The sequence below is a fragment of the Klebsiella sp. K-3 genome, from assembly GCF_051207495.1.
Taxonomy (GTDB): domain Bacteria; phylum Pseudomonadota; class Gammaproteobacteria; order Enterobacterales; family Enterobacteriaceae; genus Klebsiella; species Klebsiella aerogenes.
On record NZ_JBPNXF010000004.1, the window covers coordinates 303,230 to 319,000 of the forward strand.

The window sequence follows — 15,771 nt, forward strand, 5'->3', positions numbered from 1 at the left end:
GCTCCAGCATTATTACAGGCTAAAAAAATCTCATGCGACTTGATAAGTTTATCGCTCAGCAGCTTGGCGTCAGCCGTGCTATTGCCGGGCGTGAAATCCGCGGTAGCCGCGTTACCGTGGACGGCGACATTGTGAAAGATGCCTCTTTTAAGCTCCAGCCGGAGCACGAGGTGGAATATGACGGCAATACGCTGACCCAGCAGCACGGCCCTCGTTACTTTATGCTCAACAAGCCGCAGGGTTATGTCTGTTCAACAGACGATCCCGATCATCCAACGGTCCTCTATTTCCTCGATGAGCCGGTTGCCCATAAGCTGCACGCCGCCGGGCGTCTGGATATCGACACCACCGGTCTGGTACTGATGACCGATGATGGGCAGTGGTCACATCGCATTACTTCGCCGCGCCATCACTGCGAAAAAACCTATCTGGTGGAGCTGGAAAACCCGCTGGAAGAGGGCGTCGCCGAGCAGTTTGCCAAAGGCGTGCAGCTGCATAATGAAAAAGATCTCACCAAACCTGCTGTCCTCGAAGTCATCACTCCGACAGAAGTGCGCCTGACCATCAGCGAAGGCCGCTACCACCAGGTAAAACGCATGTTCGCGGCGGTGGGTAACCACGTCGTGGGATTACATCGCGAGCGTATCGGCGACATTACCCTCGATGCGTCGCTGGAGCCCGGCGAATACCGTCCGCTGACGGCGGACGAAATCGCCAGCGTTGGCGCCCCACAAGCACGGAGTAAAACGTGACGACAAAGCAGAATTCTTCATTGGGGATTGTGTTTATTCTTGGTCTGTTGGCCATGTTAATGCCGCTGTCGATTGATATGTATCTGCCGGCGCTGCCGGTCATCTCGTCGCAGTTCAACGTGCCGGACGGCAGCGCGCAAATGACGCTCAGCACCTATATTCTGGGCTTTGCGCTGGGGCAGTTGCTGTACGGGCCGATGGCCGACAGCGTTGGCCGTAAACCGGTGATCCTCGGCGGGACGCTGATTTTCGCCGCGGCGGCGGTGGCCTGCGCGTTATCGCAGACCATCGAGATGCTGATTACTATGCGTTTCTTCCACGGCCTGGCGGCCGCGGCGGCCAGCGTGGTGATCAACGCCCTGATGCGCGATATTTACCCGAAAGAAGAGTTCTCGCGCATGATGTCGTTTGTCATGCTGGTCACCACCATTGCGCCGCTGGTGGCGCCGATGGTCGGCGGCGCGGTGCTGGTGTGGTTCAGCTGGCACGCGATTTTCTGGATCCTGGCGCTGGCGGCGCTGCTGGCGTCGGCGATGATCGCTTTCTTTATTAGCGAGACGCTGCCGGTAGAAAGGCGGCAGAAATTTCATATTCGCACCACGCTTGGCAACTTCGCCACCTTGTTTCGCCACAAGCGGGTGCTCAGCTATATGCTGGCCAGCGGCTTTAGTTTCGCCGGCATGTTTTCATTCCTCAGCGCGGGTCCATTCGTCTACATCAACATTAATCACGTGTCGCCGCAGCACTTTGGCTACTATTTTGCGCTGAATATCGTGTTCCTGTTCATCATGACCATCATTAACAGCCGCTTTGTTCGCCGGGTCGGCGCATTGAACATGTTCCGCGCCGGGCTGTGGATCCAGCTGGCGATGGCGGTGTGGATGGTGGTGTGCGCGCTACTTGATGTTGGTTTCTGGTCGCTGGTGGTGGGCGTGGCGGCGTTCGTCGGCTGCGTATCAATGGTCTCCTCTAACGCCATGGCGGTGATCCTCGACGAGTTTCCGCATATGGCGGGAACCGCATCGTCGTTGGCCGGAACATTTCGTTTTGGGATTGGCGCGATTATCGGCGCGTTGCTGTCGATGGCCACTTTTACCACCGCCTGGCCGATGCTGATTTCTATCGCTTTTTGCGCCGCGAGCTCCATTCTCTTCTATCTGTACGCCAGCCGGCGACGAAAAGTCGCACATTAAGTCACATTTTCAGGGGCGATTTCTGCCCCTTTTTTGATACATATCAACCGAAATCGGCTTCCCTGTTTAGCTATTTGTTTCTTTTATGTAAAATCAATTAGTGTAAAAAGTCGCAATGTTGCGATAAAAAAGTTGTTTTGGATCACAGAAACGGGTACATATAGCCGCGAACTGTTTCCGCAAGGCAACTATAAAGTTCTGGATAATAAGCTGTTAGCCCTGGCCCGATGCGGGTGTAAGCGTTTTCTAAGCTGTTGCAGGACTATTTGTCAACAATGTGTTAATATTGATGTAAATTTATTGTGAAGCCTTTTGCTTCCGGGGAAACCAAGTGAATACACAGCAACTCTCTATCGTACACCGACTGCCGCAGAGCTATCGCTGGCTGGCCGGTTTTGCGGGTTCAAGAGTTGAACCGATTCCGCAAAACGGCGCGCAGGGCGAAAATAGCCTGGTGGCATTAAAACTGCTCAGCCCGGACGGCGAGAAAGCGTGGCCGGTGATGCGTACGCTGAGCCAGGCGCTGAGCGACATCGAAGTGGATTGTTCCATTCTCGAGTGTGAAGGCGAGCCGTGCCTGTTCGTTAATATGCAGGATGAGTTTGCCGCTACCTGCCGACTGAAAAATTTCGGCGTGGCCATTGCCGAGCCTTTTTCTGGCAACAACCCCTTCTGACCGTCAGCTTAACGCCAGCAGCTGGCGGGTGTACTCCTGAAGCGGTGCCGTAAATACGCGCTCGCATTCACCCTGCTCGACGACTTCTCCCTGCCGCAGCACTATCACCTGATGACAGAGCGTCCGTACAACACGTAAATCGTGGCTGATAAACAGATAGGCCAGCTGATGCTTTTGCTGTAGCGTCTTCAGCAGCGCCAGGATCTGCGCCTGCACGGTTTTATCCAGTGATGAAGTCGGTTCATCTAACACAATCAGCTGCGGTTTGACGATCAGCGCCCGGGCAATGGCGATACGCTGGCGCTGGCCGCCGGAGAATTCCGCCGGATAGCGCTGTCGCGTCGCGGGGTCGAGTCCCACTTCCTGCATTACCTGAATTACCGCGTGTTCACGTTCCGCGGGCGTCAGCGTCGGCTGGTGAACGCGTAATCCTTCCTCGATAATCTGCAGGGCGCTCAGGCGCGGGTTGAGCGAGGAATTCGGATCCTGAAAGACGACCTGAATGCGTCGGCGCAGCGGCAGCATTTGGCGGCGATTTCGCCCCTGGATCGACTCGCCGGCAAACTGCATTTCTCCGCTGGAGTTAATCAGCCGCAGCAGCGCCAGGCCGGTGGTGCTTTTTCCGGAACCCGACTCTCCCACCAGCCCCAGCGTTTCTCCGGCCCGCAGGGTAAAAGTCAGATGGTTGACCACCCGATTGTGATCGACCACCCGGCGCAGGATCCCTTTGCGGATAGGGAAGGCGACATTGAGATCGCGGGCCTGTAGTAGGATGGGCGCGTCGGCGGGCAGCGGCACCGGTTTGCCGGTCGGTTCGCTATCCAGCAGGCGGCGGGTATACGGATGCGCGGGCGCCTGAAACAGCTCCCGGCAGCCGTTTTGTTCGACGCAGCGTCCGTTTTGCATCACCGCCACCCGGTCGGCAAGCTGGCGGACAATACTCAGATTGTGGGTGATGAACAACATCCCCATGTTGAGCTCATGCTTCAGTTCGCGCAGCAGTTGCAGAATTTGCGCCTGCACCGAGACGTCCAGCGCGGTGGTCGGTTCATCGGCAATGAGCAGCTCCGGGCGCGTCAGCAGCGCCATGGCGATCATTACCCGTTGGCGTTCACCGCCGGAAAGCTGGTGCGGATAGTCGGCAAGCCGCCGTGAAGCATTACGGATCCCAACCCGGTCCAGACAGTCGAGGATTTCGCCGCGCGCCACCTCTTTGCGCATGCCGCGGTGCAGCGAGAGCACCTCGTACAGCTGTTTCTCCAGATTATGCAGCGGATTGAGCGACACCATCGGCTCCTGGAAAATCATCGCGATGCGGTTGCCGCGGATCCCGCGCAGGGTTCGTTCATCGGCGTGCAGCAATGATTGACCGTGAAAGCGAATATCGCCGCTGGGATAGCTGACCGGCGGCGAGGGCAGGAGGCGCAGCACCGACAGCGCGGAGACGCTCTTGCCGGAGCCGGATTCACCGACCAACGCCAGCGTTTCACCCGCGGCAATCCGCAGCGTCAGGTTGCTGACGACCGTCTGGCTTGCTCCCTGCTGGCGGAAGGCGATAGAGAGGTCGTCAATGTCTAATAACGGCTGGCTCATGTTATACCGCCTTACTCGGATCGAAGGCGTCGCGGACCGCTTCGCCGATAAAAATCAGCAACGTCAGCAGCACCGCCACCGACAAAAATGCCGCCATCCCCAGCCACGGCGCCTGCAGGTTATTTTTCCCCTGCAGTAGCAGTTCGCCCAGCGACGGCGAGCCTAGCGGCAGGCCAAAGCCGAGAAAGTCGAGTGAGGTCAGAGTGGTTATCGAACTGCACAAAATAAACGGCAGGAAGGTGAGGGTGGCGACCATCGCATTCGGCAGCATATGGCGCAGGATAATATGGCGATCGCTGACCCCCAGCGCCTGTGCGGCGCGAATATAATCGTAGTTACGAGTGCGCAGGAATTCGGCGCGAACCACCCCGACCAGCGTCATCCAGCCAAATAAAACGGTGATCGCCAGCAGCCACCAGAAATCAGGTTGCACCACGCTTGAGAGCAGAATAATTAAAAATAGCGTCGGCATTCCGGACCATACTTCGATAAAACGCTGCCCCCACAGGTCGAGCTTCCCGCCGTAATAGCCCTGTAGCGCTCCGGCAAGTACGCCAAGCACGCTGGAAAAGAGCGTCAGCAGCAGGCCGAATAATAATGAGATCCGCGCGCCATAGAGGATCCGCGCGAATACATCGCCGCCGTTAGCGTCGGTACCCAGCCAGTTGTGCCGGGACGGCGGCGAAGGGAAGGGGCTGTCGGTGGCGAAATTGATGCTGGTGGCGCCGAAACGTACCGGAGCCCACAGCACCCAGCCGTTTTCCGCTAGCCGTTTTTGCAGCCAGGGATCCTGATAGTCGGCGGCGGTGGCAAAATCACCGCCGAAGGTTGTTTCGCTATAGGTTTTCAGCGCCGGTACGTACAAACTGCCGCGATACTGCACCAGCAGTGGCTTATCGTTGGCGATAAGCTCGGCGCACAGGCTACAAATAAACAGCGCCAGGAAGATCCATAGCGACCAGTAGCCGCGGCGATTGTGGCGAAAACGCGCCCAGCGAGCCTGATTAACGGGGGAGAGAAATGACATTAGCGGCCCTCGAAATCGATACGCGGATCGACCAGCGTATAGCTGATGTCGCTGACAATGTTTAATAACAGGCCGATTAACGTGAAGATATACAGAGTGCCGAACATCACCGGGTAATCACGCGACACGGTGGCTTCGTAGCCGAGCAGCCCAAGACCATTGAGCGAGAACATCACCTCAATCAGCAGCGAACCGGTAAAGAACATGCTGATAAAAGTGGCGGGAAAACCGGCAATCACCAGCAGCATGGCGTTGCGGAAAACGTGTTTCCACAGGATCTGTTTTTCCCCGACGCCTTTAGCGCGGGCCGTCACCACATACTGCTTGCGGATTTCATCAAGGAAACTGTTTTTAGTCAGCATCGTCAGGGCGGCGAAACCGCCAATCACCGTCGCCAGCACCGGTAAGGTGATATGCCAGAGATAGTCGGCGATCTTCTGATACCACGGCAGGCTATCAAAATTAGCGGAGACCAGGCCGCGCAGCGGAAAAAGATCGAAATAGCTGCCGCCGGCGAAGATCACGATCAGTAATATCGCGAACAGAAATGCCGGGATGGCGTAACCGATGATGATAAATGTGCTGCTCCAGACGTCGAAATGGCTGCCGTTACTGACGGCTTTACGGATCCCCAGCGGTATCGACACCAGGTAGATAATCAGCGTGCTCCACAGGCCGAGGGTAATAGACACCGGCAGGCTGTCTTTAATTAACTGCAGCACCGAGGCGCTGCGAAACAGGCTATCGCCAAAATCAAAACGCAGATAGTCGCCGAGCATCTTAAAGTAGCGTTCGTGAATCGGTTTATCGAAGCCGTAGCGGTGGGTGATTTCGGCAATCACTTCCGGATCGAGCCCACGTCCGCCGCGATAATGGCCTTCACTGATATTGCCGACGCCGGTACGCGCATGGCTGGCGCTCATACCGCTATCTCCTGCGCCGGGCAACCCGCTGCGGTCGCCGAACTCCACGGCGGCGATCGCCTGATCGACCGGACCGCCTGGCGCAATCTGCACGATAAAAAAATTGATGGTGATGATGGCCCAGAGTGTCGGGATCACCAGTAATAGTCGGCGGAGCAGGTAGGCGCCCATCTTAAATCCTTAACGTCGGTCCGCGGGAAGCCTGGCGGCTTTGTTAACATCGTACCACCAGCCATCAAAACCGGAGGAGTAGGTTGGGCGAGTTTGCGGGAAGGAGAACTTATTCCAGTAGGCCGTCCTGTCCTGCGCCATATACCACATCGGCAGCATGTAATAGTTCCAGGTCAGCACCCGGTCGAGCGCGCGGCCCAGCGGCAGAAGCTTCTGTTTGTTGCCCTGCCAGCGCACGATCTGCGCAATCAACGCGTCGACCGCCGGGTTCTGCACTCCCGGCGCGTTATAGCTGGAGTTAATATAGTCCGAGGCCCACGAAACCTGTAAACCCGTATCTGGCCAGGCGGTGGCGCGCCACAGTGAGGGCATCATGTCGTAATCGCGGCTCCGCAGTCGGCTGTTGGCCTGGGAGTTATCCACCTGACGGATATCCATCGTCACGCCTAAACGCTGCAAATTATGCTGGAACGGTAGTACCCAACTGACGTTGCCGCCGGAGGCGAGCAGCAGCTCAAAACGCAGCGGTTTGCCGGTTTTGGCATTAACGCGCTGACGATTTTTTAGCACCCATCCCGCCTGGTTCAACAGGGCATCTGCTTTAAGTAAATTGGCGCGATCGAAACCATTGCCGTTGGAAACGGGCGGCTGATAAATCCGGGTAAAGACCTCTGGCGGCAAATCTTTTTTCAACGGCGCCAGCAAAGTGAGTTCATCGGCCTTCGGGTAATCACGAGCGGCATATTCTGTATTCTGAAAGTAACTGTTTGGCCGACTGTAGGCGCCGTAAAACAGCGCCTTATTCATCCATTCGAAATCAAATGCAAGGGTGATGGCTTCACGCACCTGGCGGTCGGCAAAGACCGGGCGCTGAGTATTAAAAGCCAGCCAGCGGGTATCCTTTGCCGAGGTAGTCGTGCGATCGTCTTTCACTATATAACCGTTGCTAAAGTTGCGCCCGATATAGCGCGTCGCCCAGTTTTTTGTCGAACTCTCCTCGCGCATATCTACCGCTCCGGCTTTGAAGGCTTCGAAAGCGACGTTATCGTCGAGATAGTAGTCATAGCGAATCGTGTCGAAGTTCCAGCGTCCGCGGTTCACCGGCAGGTCGGCGGCCCAGTAGTTCTCGACTCGCGAATAGACAATATATTGCCCCATCCGCCAACTGCTGATGCGATAGGGGCCACTGGCGAGCGGCGGTGTTGAAAGGGGATCGCTCAGTTTATGATGGCGCCAGAATGACGCGGGCATTACCGGCAAGGACAGCAGGCTGAGCATATTTTCTTTGCCCGGCTTGGCCAGTTCAATGCGCACCGTCAGCGGGGCGATGGCTTTGACGGTCGTTCCTTTATAGATAAGACGAAACTGCGGCACCCCTTCGGTCATAAATTTGTGGAAGGTGAAAGCAACGTCGCTGGCGGTAATCGGGCTACCGTCATGAAAGCGGGCTCGCGGGTTGAGGGTAATTTCCATCCACGAGAAATCATCAGTAAAGCGCGCGCGATCGGCAATCAGCGGGTAGTAGCTGCCCGGTTCATCGTCCGAGGTGGTATACAGAGTGTCATACAGCGCATCGGTACGTACGCCGGGATTACCGCGAAGGGCGTAGCGGTTGAAATTGTCAAAGGTGCCAATGGCGGCAAGCGTGATACTGCCGCCTTTGGGCGCGTCCGGGTTGACGTAATCGAAGTGATGAAAGTCAACGGCATACTTTGGCTCGCCGATAATAGCGAACGCCTCGCTCTCTTTAATGGTTTGCGCCTGGCTACTAAGGCTAAATAAAGCCAGCAGCAGCAGGCCGATGCGCGCAAACATAGTTGGAATATCATCCTCTGACCATTAACCCCGGTAGTTTCGCATCATAAGCGACCCTCAGCGGCTTGTGAAATAATTTGCCGGCTCATCATGGGCGGCAACCAGTTTCTCCAGCGGCAGCGGGCGGCTGAAGCAGTAACCTTGTAGATATTTCACGCCGTGAGCGCGCAGCCATTCCGCCTGCTCCGGCGTTTCTACGCCTTCAGCCACGGTTTTCAGCTGCAGACGGCGGCTTAGCGTTAAGACCGCATCCAGGACGGGAGAGGTGACGGTTTCGGTACCGATCGCCTGTACAAAACCACGATCGATCTTCAGATAATCAAAGTTATAGCGCTCCAGATAAATCAGCGCGCTGTGGCCGGTACCAAAATCATCAATAGCAATTTCGAAGCCCTGCTGATGCAGCCACTCAAAAATGGCCATCGACTGGTTTTTATCGATCATCGAGCGTTCGGTTATTTCCAGCACGACGTCGAAGTAGTTTGCGGGTAACGCGGCGGCAAAACGTTGCATATCTTGCTGAAAATCGGCGGCATGCAGGTGGGTGGGCGAGATATTCAGGCCAAGCTTGGTACCGCGCGGCAAAATACGCTGCAGAGTCGGCGCGTCGCGGGCGATCAACATTAACAGGTGATGGGTAAGCGGCACGATCATTTGCTGCGTTTCCGCCAGATTAATAAAGACGTCTGGCGGGATCTCGCCAACCACCGGATGCCGCCAGCGCATCAGCACTTCAACGCCGCTAATCTGCAGGGTGTCGGCTCTTACAACCGGCTGGTAGACCACGTAGAACTGGTTGTTTTTGATCCCCAGCTGGATTGATTTCCGCGGATCGGATTTGATCGTCAAAATGTAGTAGCTGAGTAAGCCTGCGAGCATACCGCATACCACGCCAAGCAGCAGGGCGAACTGGGTATTCTCGCCAAGCCAGCTGTTGGAAAAGAGATACACTTTTAGCGGTAGCCCCGGAACCTGAATCTGGCGTATCGGCTCATTGGGCAATGATAGCGGGTCGATAATTTTGCTGCTGAAGGTAGAAATTGCAGTATGGCCGATGGCCAGCGCAATACCGTTGAAGTCATTCTGCCGTGCGGTATAGAGGATATAAGGCGTCAGATTAGCATTGATGGATACAAAAATGCCGCTGTCTCGATCGCCGGGACGTTGCACCCACATTGCCAACGCGGCGGTGTCCGGCATCATCGGTGTGCCCTGGAGGATGGCCATATCCAGGGCTTTATTTGTATCAAGCTGCGGTATCAATTGTTTAAACGGTGTGTTCATTGCGCCGGTGGCGGATGAACAGAACGCTTTACCGTTTTTCACCAGCAGGAAGGCGCGTACGTTCGGACTAAAGGCGGCGCTGGCGGCCAGTCCGGAGTCAACATGCTCGCAGGGCTGATCGAGCAGAGGCTGCAGGCCATCGATGGTTTCGCTTAAATCGGCGAAATAACTATTAAGGTAGTGACTGACGTTATTGATTATCTGATCGAAACGTTCAGAGCGGTTGTGGTAGATAACCATAAACTGGATGCTGCCGGCCAGTAGCGCGACGGCAACGCCAATGCAAATACTGGTAAGCCAGATTTTACGTCGGGGTGAAAAGTAGCGGGTTAGCATAGGCCAGAATCTGTCCGTATTATTGAATCATGCCAATGGGGTGCCAGAAGAGTATGGTTCCATTTCCTTTAAAAGGCATAGCTTGTAAAGACATAGCTTATTTTGCGGAGTTCATCGGCGGAAAAGCAAAAAAAACACCGCCGGGGCAGTGTTTTTTCATTTCTCACCGTCAGCCAAGGGATAACCGACGGTAAGAAGAAGGATCAGGAACGACTCAGAACGCGACGCGCTTCGTTATAGCGCTTTTTCCAGTATGGCTCATCCAGGCTTGAGATGGTGACGCCGCTGCTGGTAGAGGCATGTACAAACTGGTTGTTGCCGATGTAGATACCAACATGACGGCCCGTAGAGCCCGCACGGAACAGCACTAAATCACCGGTACGCAGCTGAGTGCGCGAAATCGATTTGCCGGAATCCTGCTGCTCGGAAGTTGAGCGTGGCAGTTCCAGACCAAATTGTTCACGGAAAGTACGCTGCACGAACGCCGAGCAATCGATCCCTTTCCGGGTGCTGCCGCCAAGGCGGTAACGCACGCCTTTCCAGCTAGCATACTGGTCCATCAAGCGGGACTTCACGTCCAGGTTGCTGACCATTTTTTCAAATTCATCCTGAGAGGCTTGCAGTGATGATAAATCTCCACTACCCACAGCATGCGTCTCAGAATGCATATTCTTGGCGGTACTTGTTGAACTACACGCGGAAAGCAGAACCGCAACTGCAATCGCGGGGACGACCCGCAAGATATATCTCAAAATCGGCTGAGATTTGACCATTATGTTTATTTTCCCTTGTTGTCCTTAACGACAATGTCGTTATAAAAAATGCCAAACGTGGTAGAGCCTAGATTCCAGAAAGCAATGAGACAATTCCTTAAGCCTAAAAATGTGGAGTACCGCACATTTTTATTCAGATGATGAATTGTGTTGCTTGGGAAGGCAAAACGAGAAAGAGATTACCCTATCAAACGTGGGATGGCGAGCGGTTTTGCGCGATTTCTTATAAGTATTTTTGCGACAAAAAGTGAATCATCGGCAAAGGGGAAAATAGCGCCTTTTTTGGCTGAAAAATATGCAATATCTTCATTTCAATGATGATTAATGTGACAGGAAGATGATGTCGCGAATAAATCATCAGCAAATATAAAAAAAGGGGTCAGAACGACCCCTTATGGATAATATTAATAAAATGTAAAAATGATCTTATTTTTTTGCTATTCCACCCGGAAGCGAACGGTCAAACCAGGCGATCAACTTATCGGAAAGCGAGGTCATTAATACCCACGGCGCGCCTATCAGCACCGCGCTGAGCGAACCTACGGCAATATCGGTGAACCAATGGGCGCCGATCATCACTCGCGGGAAAGCAAAAACCACAAAAATAACCAGTGCAATGATAAATGCCCGGCGGCCGAAATATCGCCACATAAACGAGGCGAAAATGAGCAACATCATGCCGTGGTCGCCCGGAAAGCTATCTTTTGAAGCGTCTTTGGTTGGCAGTGAGACCACGTCGCTGACTTTCGTAATATCCGTAAAGAACAACGAAGGGCTGGCGCGCTGTACCGGCATCAAATGCTGGGCAAGTTGATTGATAATCACCGCCGCGAGCAACATCACCAGCCCCATAAGGATAATGCGGCGGCGTTCAGCGCTCTGCGCTTTGATCCAAAAATTGAGCATCAGACAGCCCATCGCCAGCAGCGAGCAGGCGTCGAAAGCGCGATTGTTGATGATGGCTAACAGCCAGGCATACGCGTGGTTGGTGCTCACGCCCTGGTTAAAGAAGTGAAAAATAGCCGAGTCAAGCGGGAACCAGAAACCGTGGTTTGCCGGTAGATACCAGGAACAAAATAAGGCCACGCCCGCGGCGTTCAGCAGCAAGATTAGGGGTATACGGTTTTTAGTCATAACGAATGCGATTTTTTTAAACAGCGGCCAAAAATAGCCGCATTAACTTAAACGAAGCTTCAACAGCGAGGACTGCAGGGTATTCCAGTCAACTTCTGACTCGGAAATCAGTTCGATGCGGCTATCCGGCGGCGGCGCGTTTTGGGTTTCGATGTGCAGATCGAGTCCCTGGCGGTTGATTCGCACCAATCCTTCAGCGATACGCATCACGCCTTTCACCCGGCCAACCGGCGCCAGGCGCGCCCATTCCAGCAACCCAACGGTGTCAAATTGGGTATCAGCATCAAAAATCCAGCCGCAGGCATGGTATCCCTGGCCGCTGTTAACACTGCGACGCCAGCGTTGATGCGCCGGTAGATTTAACGCCGCCAAACCCTGCTTTTGTCCGTGACTGTGCACGTGGTCCGGGCTTGCCGGCAGCGGGGCGGTGTTACGGCGTGGGAGATCCAGCAGCGCGAGCTCGATATTCCCCTGGGTGGCGTTTACCTGCAGGCGCTCCCCGGCGTACTGCCGCCACCAGTTGGCAAAAGCGGCATCGCTTTCCGGCGTCGCCCGATCGCTTTTATTGGCGACGATGACATCGGCTGCGGCCAGTTGATCGCGGAAATTATCATTGGCCACGCTCTTTTCCTCCAACAGCTGGCGCGGATCGAGAATGCACAGCGTCGCGCGCAGATCGATCCACGGTTCATAGACGGCGGCGGTGAGGATATCGAGAATTTGCTTCGGATGGCCCAGCCCGGTAGGCTCAATCAACAGACGGTCAGGTTTTCCCTGGCGCAACAGCGTATTGAGCCCAACCTGCATCGGCAGACCGTTGACGCAGCACATGCAGCCGCCGGGGATCTCTTTTAGCAACGCGCCGCTTTCCGCCAGCAGGGCGCCGTCGATGCCGACTTCGCCAAACTCGTTGACCAGCACGGCCCATTTTTCATCCGCAGGTTTATTGGCCAGTAGATGAAGAATTGAGGTCGTCTTGCCGCTGCCGAGAAAGCCCGTGATCAGGTTAGTTTTGGTCACAATTTCTCCAGCACAGAAATGTAATGTTGTAACAGTTGCGACTATCCTGACGAAAAAAGGGGAAAAAGAGAAGGGATACTGCGGACAGAAAAGCATTCTGTCCGCTAAACAGCAGAAATTGTTAATTACGCAGCGCCTTAGCCACGGCTTCGCGGGCGCCTGATTTAACCAACTGATGCCAGGCTGCAGTGACGTCGGCAACAAACTGCGGATTGCCCGGCAGATCCTTGCCAAATATCTCTTCCAGACTGAGCAGGGCGCTGACGCGCTCTTCTTGCTGGCTGGCGCCAACCAACTGTTTGATTTTGTCGACCAGCGGGTCGCGCACGTCAATGGCCTGCCCGGCGTCGTCGACGCCGCTTACATAACGCATCCAGCCAGCCACGCCCAGCGCCAGCAGCGGCCAGCGGCTGCCGTTTGCCAGATGAACGCGAATACTATCGAGCATCCTCTGCGGCAGCTTTTGGCTGCCGTCCATGGCGATTTGCCAGGTACGATGCTTTAACGCCGGATTGGCGAAGCGCGTTATCAGGCTGTCGGCATAGGCGACTAAATCCACGCCGGTAATCGATAGCGTTGGCGCTTGTTCATCCAGCATCAGGCGGCGGGCGGCATGGCGGAAAACATCATCCTGCATGCAGTCGCTAACGTGCGCGTGCCCCGCCAGGTAGCCCAGCCAGGCGAGGAAGGAGTGGCTACCGTTGAGCATCCGTAGTTTCATTTGTTCCCACGGCAGGACGTCGCGGGTCATCTGTACCCCCGCCGTTTCCCAGACCGGGCGTCCGGCGACAAAATTGTCTTCCACCACCCATTGAATAAACGGTTCGCAGCTGATGGCGCAGGGATCTTCAACGCCCAGCACGGAGGCAATCTCCGCCAAAGATTCTTCGGTGGCGGCCGGGACGATGCGGTCAACCATGGTGCCGGGGAAGCTGACATGTTCAGCAATCCAGCTTGCCAACTCCTGGCTTCGTTTCTCCGCCATACCGAGGACGGCGTTTTTCACGACGTGACCATTGTCGGGAATATTGTCGCAGGAGAGAACGGTAAAAGGGGCGAGTCCGCGTTCGCGGCGGCGATTGAGCGCTTCAACTAAAATACCGGGAGCCGACTGCGGAAGCGTCGGGTTTTCCAGATCGTTAACGATGCGCGGCTGGGTTGGATCCAGTTTACCGGTCGCCGGATCGATGCAATAACCTTTCTCGGTGATCGTCAGCGAAACGATAGCCACCTGCGGTTCGCAAAATTTTTCGATAATCGCTGCCAGAGAATCAAGTCTGGCATTCAGGCATTCATGTACTGCGCCAACCACGATCGGCTGGTTCCCCTCAGCGCCTTTTTCCAGCACCGTAAACAGGTGGTCCTGCGCACGCAGTTGGCTCATCAGCTTATCGCCGCTGAACAGGCTGATTTCACAAATTCCCCAGTCGCCGCCGCTGGCGTTAAGTACCCGGTCGGTCAGCAGCGCCTGATGCGCGCGGTGAAACGCGCCAAAACCCAAATGTACGATACGCGAGCGCAATTGGCGGCGATCGTACTGCGGAAGTTGTACGCTTGCGGGTAGCGCGGCGGTAGCGATAATTGTCATTTTTATACACCTGATTAACCAATGATTAACATGAGGTAGTGTAAAGTTATATGACAGCAATTTAAATTGGTAAGCCGAATTTATCCGCTTAGTGTGAGCTGGATCAATCAATGATACGGGCGAAATTGACCATTCAGCAGAAGCATGTATGGTAGTCGCCATAAGGTTTCACATTATTGGTATAACAACTTAAAGAGGGCATTGCGATGGAGCAAACCTGGCGTTGGTATGGACCGAACGATCCGGTATCGCTTGATGATGTGCGCCAGGCGGGCGCCACGGGCGTCGTGACCGCGTTGCATCACATTCCTAATGGTCAGGTCTGGCCGGTTGAAGAGATTCAGCAGCGTTTAGCGCTGCTGGCGGAAAAAGGCCTGAGCTGGTCGGTGGTTGAAAGTATCCCGGTTCATGAAGATATCAAAACCCACAGCGGGCAATATGAGACGTGGATTGCCAACTACCAGCAGAGCATCCGCAATCTGGCGGCCTGCGGTATTGATACCGTGTGCTATAACTTCATGCCGATTCTGGACTGGACGCGTACCGATCTGGAATATCAGCTGGCCGATGGCTCCAAAGCGCTGCGTTTTGACCAGATTGCTTTCGCCGCTTTTGAACTGCACATCCTTAAACGTCCGGGCGCCGAAGCTGACTACAGCGCTGAAGAACAGCAGCAGGCTGAAGTTTACTTTAAGGCGATGAGCGAGGCGGATATCGACAAGCTGACCCGCAATATCATCGCTGGCCTGCCGGGAGCGGAAGAGGGCTATACCCTCGATCAGTTCCGCGCTCGTCTGGCGGAGTATGACCACATCGATAAAGCGCAGCTGCGTGAGAACATGGCTTACTTCCTGCGGGCGATTGTGCCGGTGTGCGAAGAAGTCGGCGTGCGTCTGGCGGTTCACCCGGACGATCCGCCGCGTCCGATCCTCGGCCTGCCGCGTATCGTGTCGACGATCGACGATATGCAGTGGTTGAAAGAGACGGTAGACAGCATTTATAACGGCTTTACCATGTGTACTGGATCCTACGGCGTGCGCGCCGATAACGATCTGGTGAAGATGGTGGAAACCTTCGGCGATCGTATCCACTTTACCCATTTGCGTTCTACCTGCCGTGAAGAGAATCCTAAAACCTTCCACGAGGCGGCGCATCTGAATGGCGACGTCAATATGGTGGCGGTGGTCAATGCGATCCTCAGCGAAGAGCTGCGTCGTAAGAAAGCCGGCGATCTGCGCCCGATTCCGTTCCGTCCGGATCACGGCCATCAGATGCTTGACGATCTGCGTAAGAAAACTAATCCCGGTTATTCGGCGATTGGCCGCCTGAAAGGCATGGCGGAAGTGCGAGGCGTTGAGCTGGCGCTGAAGATGACCAAATACCCTGAGCTGCTGTAATCGGGGTGTAGGGTAAAGAAAAAGGACAACCGGTGGTTGTCCTTTTTTGTGCCAGATACTGGCAGCGAGTAGCCTGGATAAGGAGCGCA

General features: G+C 55.1%; 13 protein-coding genes. 4 read left to right on the top strand and 9 right to left on the bottom strand.

Annotation, left to right across the window (positions count from 1 at the left end; all coding sequences use genetic code 11):
* The first annotated feature begins 32 nt into the window (after positions 1-32).
* The 3 genes from rsuA (at position 33) to ACSEMK_RS08360 (ending at position 2,621) form a co-directional block, all read left to right on the top strand.
* Entirely contained in the window at positions 33-752 is a 720-nt protein-coding gene (gene rsuA, locus ACSEMK_RS08350) for a 16S rRNA pseudouridine(516) synthase RsuA (RefSeq protein WP_047043216.1), read from the top strand.
* Positions 749-1,945: a Bcr/CflA family multidrug efflux MFS transporter gene (locus ACSEMK_RS08355; RefSeq protein WP_087860143.1), complete on the top strand. Its 1,197-nt coding sequence runs from the start codon at positions 749-751 to the stop codon at positions 1,943-1,945. The genes rsuA and ACSEMK_RS08355 overlap by 4 nt, the downstream gene beginning before the upstream one ends.
* A 331-nt stretch (positions 1,946-2,276) precedes the next feature.
* Positions 2,277-2,621 carry a YejG family protein gene (locus ACSEMK_RS08360; RefSeq protein ID WP_045391356.1) on the top strand — a complete coding sequence of 115 codons (345 nt, stop codon included), beginning with the start codon at positions 2,277-2,279 and terminating at the stop codon, positions 2,619-2,621.
* Positions 2,622-2,624: 3 nt separating this feature from the next.
* Here the strand turns inward: ACSEMK_RS08360 and yejF are convergent, their stop codons facing one another.
* The 9 genes from yejF to ACSEMK_RS08405 form a co-directional block, all read right to left on the bottom strand.
* On the bottom strand, positions 2,625-4,214 hold the full coding sequence (gene yejF, locus ACSEMK_RS08365) for a microcin C ABC transporter ATP-binding protein YejF (RefSeq protein WP_430914765.1): 1,590 nt from the start codon (positions 4,212-4,214) through the stop codon (positions 2,625-2,627).
* A gap of 1 nt (position 4,215) precedes the next feature.
* The gene (locus ACSEMK_RS08370; protein ID WP_047043209.1) at positions 4,216-5,241 is read right to left on the bottom strand and encodes a microcin C ABC transporter permease; all 1,026 of its coding nucleotides are present in this window, start codon (positions 5,239-5,241) and stop codon (positions 4,216-4,218) included.
* Positions 5,241-6,335, bottom strand: a complete 1,095-nt coding sequence (locus tag ACSEMK_RS08375; RefSeq protein WP_316424256.1) for a microcin C ABC transporter permease YejB — start codon at positions 6,333-6,335, stop codon at positions 5,241-5,243. The genes ACSEMK_RS08370 and ACSEMK_RS08375 overlap by 1 nt, the downstream gene beginning before the upstream one ends.
* Before the next feature lie 9 nt (positions 6,336-6,344).
* Positions 6,345-8,150, bottom strand: a complete 1,806-nt coding sequence (locus ACSEMK_RS08380; protein WP_113374352.1) for an extracellular solute-binding protein — start codon at positions 8,148-8,150, stop codon at positions 6,345-6,347.
* Between the two features lie 57 nt (positions 8,151-8,207).
* Positions 8,208-9,770, bottom strand: a complete 1,563-nt coding sequence (locus tag ACSEMK_RS08385; protein ID WP_087860147.1) for a cyclic di-GMP phosphodiesterase — start codon at positions 9,768-9,770, stop codon at positions 8,208-8,210.
* 203 nt (positions 9,771-9,973) lie between these two features.
* Positions 9,974-10,543 (bottom strand): bifunctional murein DD-endopeptidase/murein LD-carboxypeptidase, encoded by a 570-nt coding sequence (mepS, locus tag ACSEMK_RS08390; protein ID WP_047043201.1) that lies wholly within the window; start codon positions 10,541-10,543, stop codon positions 9,974-9,976.
* Between the two features lie 426 nt (positions 10,544-10,969).
* Entirely contained in the window at positions 10,970-11,677 is a 708-nt protein-coding gene (locus tag ACSEMK_RS08395; protein WP_087860148.1) for a phosphatase PAP2 family protein, read from the bottom strand.
* 42 nt (positions 11,678-11,719) lie between these two features.
* Complete coding sequence (locus tag ACSEMK_RS08400) at positions 11,720-12,697, bottom strand: CobW family GTP-binding protein (protein WP_430914766.1); 978 nt, start codon at positions 12,695-12,697, stop codon at positions 11,720-11,722.
* Between the two features lie 121 nt (positions 12,698-12,818).
* The gene (locus ACSEMK_RS08405; RefSeq protein ID WP_430914767.1) at positions 12,819-14,285 is read right to left on the bottom strand and encodes a mannitol dehydrogenase family protein; all 1,467 of its coding nucleotides are present in this window, start codon (positions 14,283-14,285) and stop codon (positions 12,819-12,821) included.
* A 206-nt stretch (positions 14,286-14,491) separates the two neighbouring features.
* Between ACSEMK_RS08405 and uxuA the strand changes: the two genes are divergently transcribed.
* A complete protein-coding gene (gene uxuA, locus ACSEMK_RS08410; protein ID WP_213794373.1) occupies positions 14,492-15,682 on the top strand; it encodes a mannonate dehydratase in 1,191 nt (396 codons plus the stop codon).
* Positions 15,683-15,771: the final 89 nt, after the last annotated feature.

What these genes read in the sequence shown, in the direction of transcription:
- uxuA (WP_213794373.1), top strand. Translation starts at nt 14,492, where the DNA reads ATGGAGCAAACCTGGCGTTGGTATGGACCGAACGATCCGGTATCGCTT.
- yejF (WP_430914765.1), bottom strand. Translation starts at nt 4,214, where the DNA reads ATGAGCCAGCCGTTATTAGACATTGACGACCTCTCTATCGCCTTCCGC.
- ACSEMK_RS08395 (WP_087860148.1), bottom strand. Translation starts at nt 11,677, where the DNA reads ATGACTAAAAACCGTATACCCCTAATCTTGCTGCTGAACGCCGCGGGC.
- ACSEMK_RS08375 (WP_316424256.1), bottom strand. Translation starts at nt 6,335, where the DNA reads ATGGGCGCCTACCTGCTCCGCCGACTATTACTGGTGATCCCGACACTC.
- ACSEMK_RS08405 (WP_430914767.1), bottom strand. Translation starts at nt 14,285, where the DNA reads ATGACAATTATCGCTACCGCCGCGCTACCCGCAAGCGTACAACTTCCG.
- ACSEMK_RS08385 (WP_087860147.1), bottom strand. Translation starts at nt 9,770, where the DNA reads ATGCTAACCCGCTACTTTTCACCCCGACGTAAAATCTGGCTTACCAGT.
- rsuA (WP_047043216.1), top strand. Translation starts at nt 33, where the DNA reads ATGCGACTTGATAAGTTTATCGCTCAGCAGCTTGGCGTCAGCCGTGCT.
- ACSEMK_RS08370 (WP_047043209.1), bottom strand. Translation starts at nt 5,241, where the DNA reads ATGTCATTTCTCTCCCCCGTTAATCAGGCTCGCTGGGCGCGTTTTCGC.
- ACSEMK_RS08380 (WP_113374352.1), bottom strand. Translation starts at nt 8,150, where the DNA reads ATGTTTGCGCGCATCGGCCTGCTGCTGCTGGCTTTATTTAGCCTTAGT.
- mepS (WP_047043201.1), bottom strand. Translation starts at nt 10,543, where the DNA reads ATGGTCAAATCTCAGCCGATTTTGAGATATATCTTGCGGGTCGTCCCC.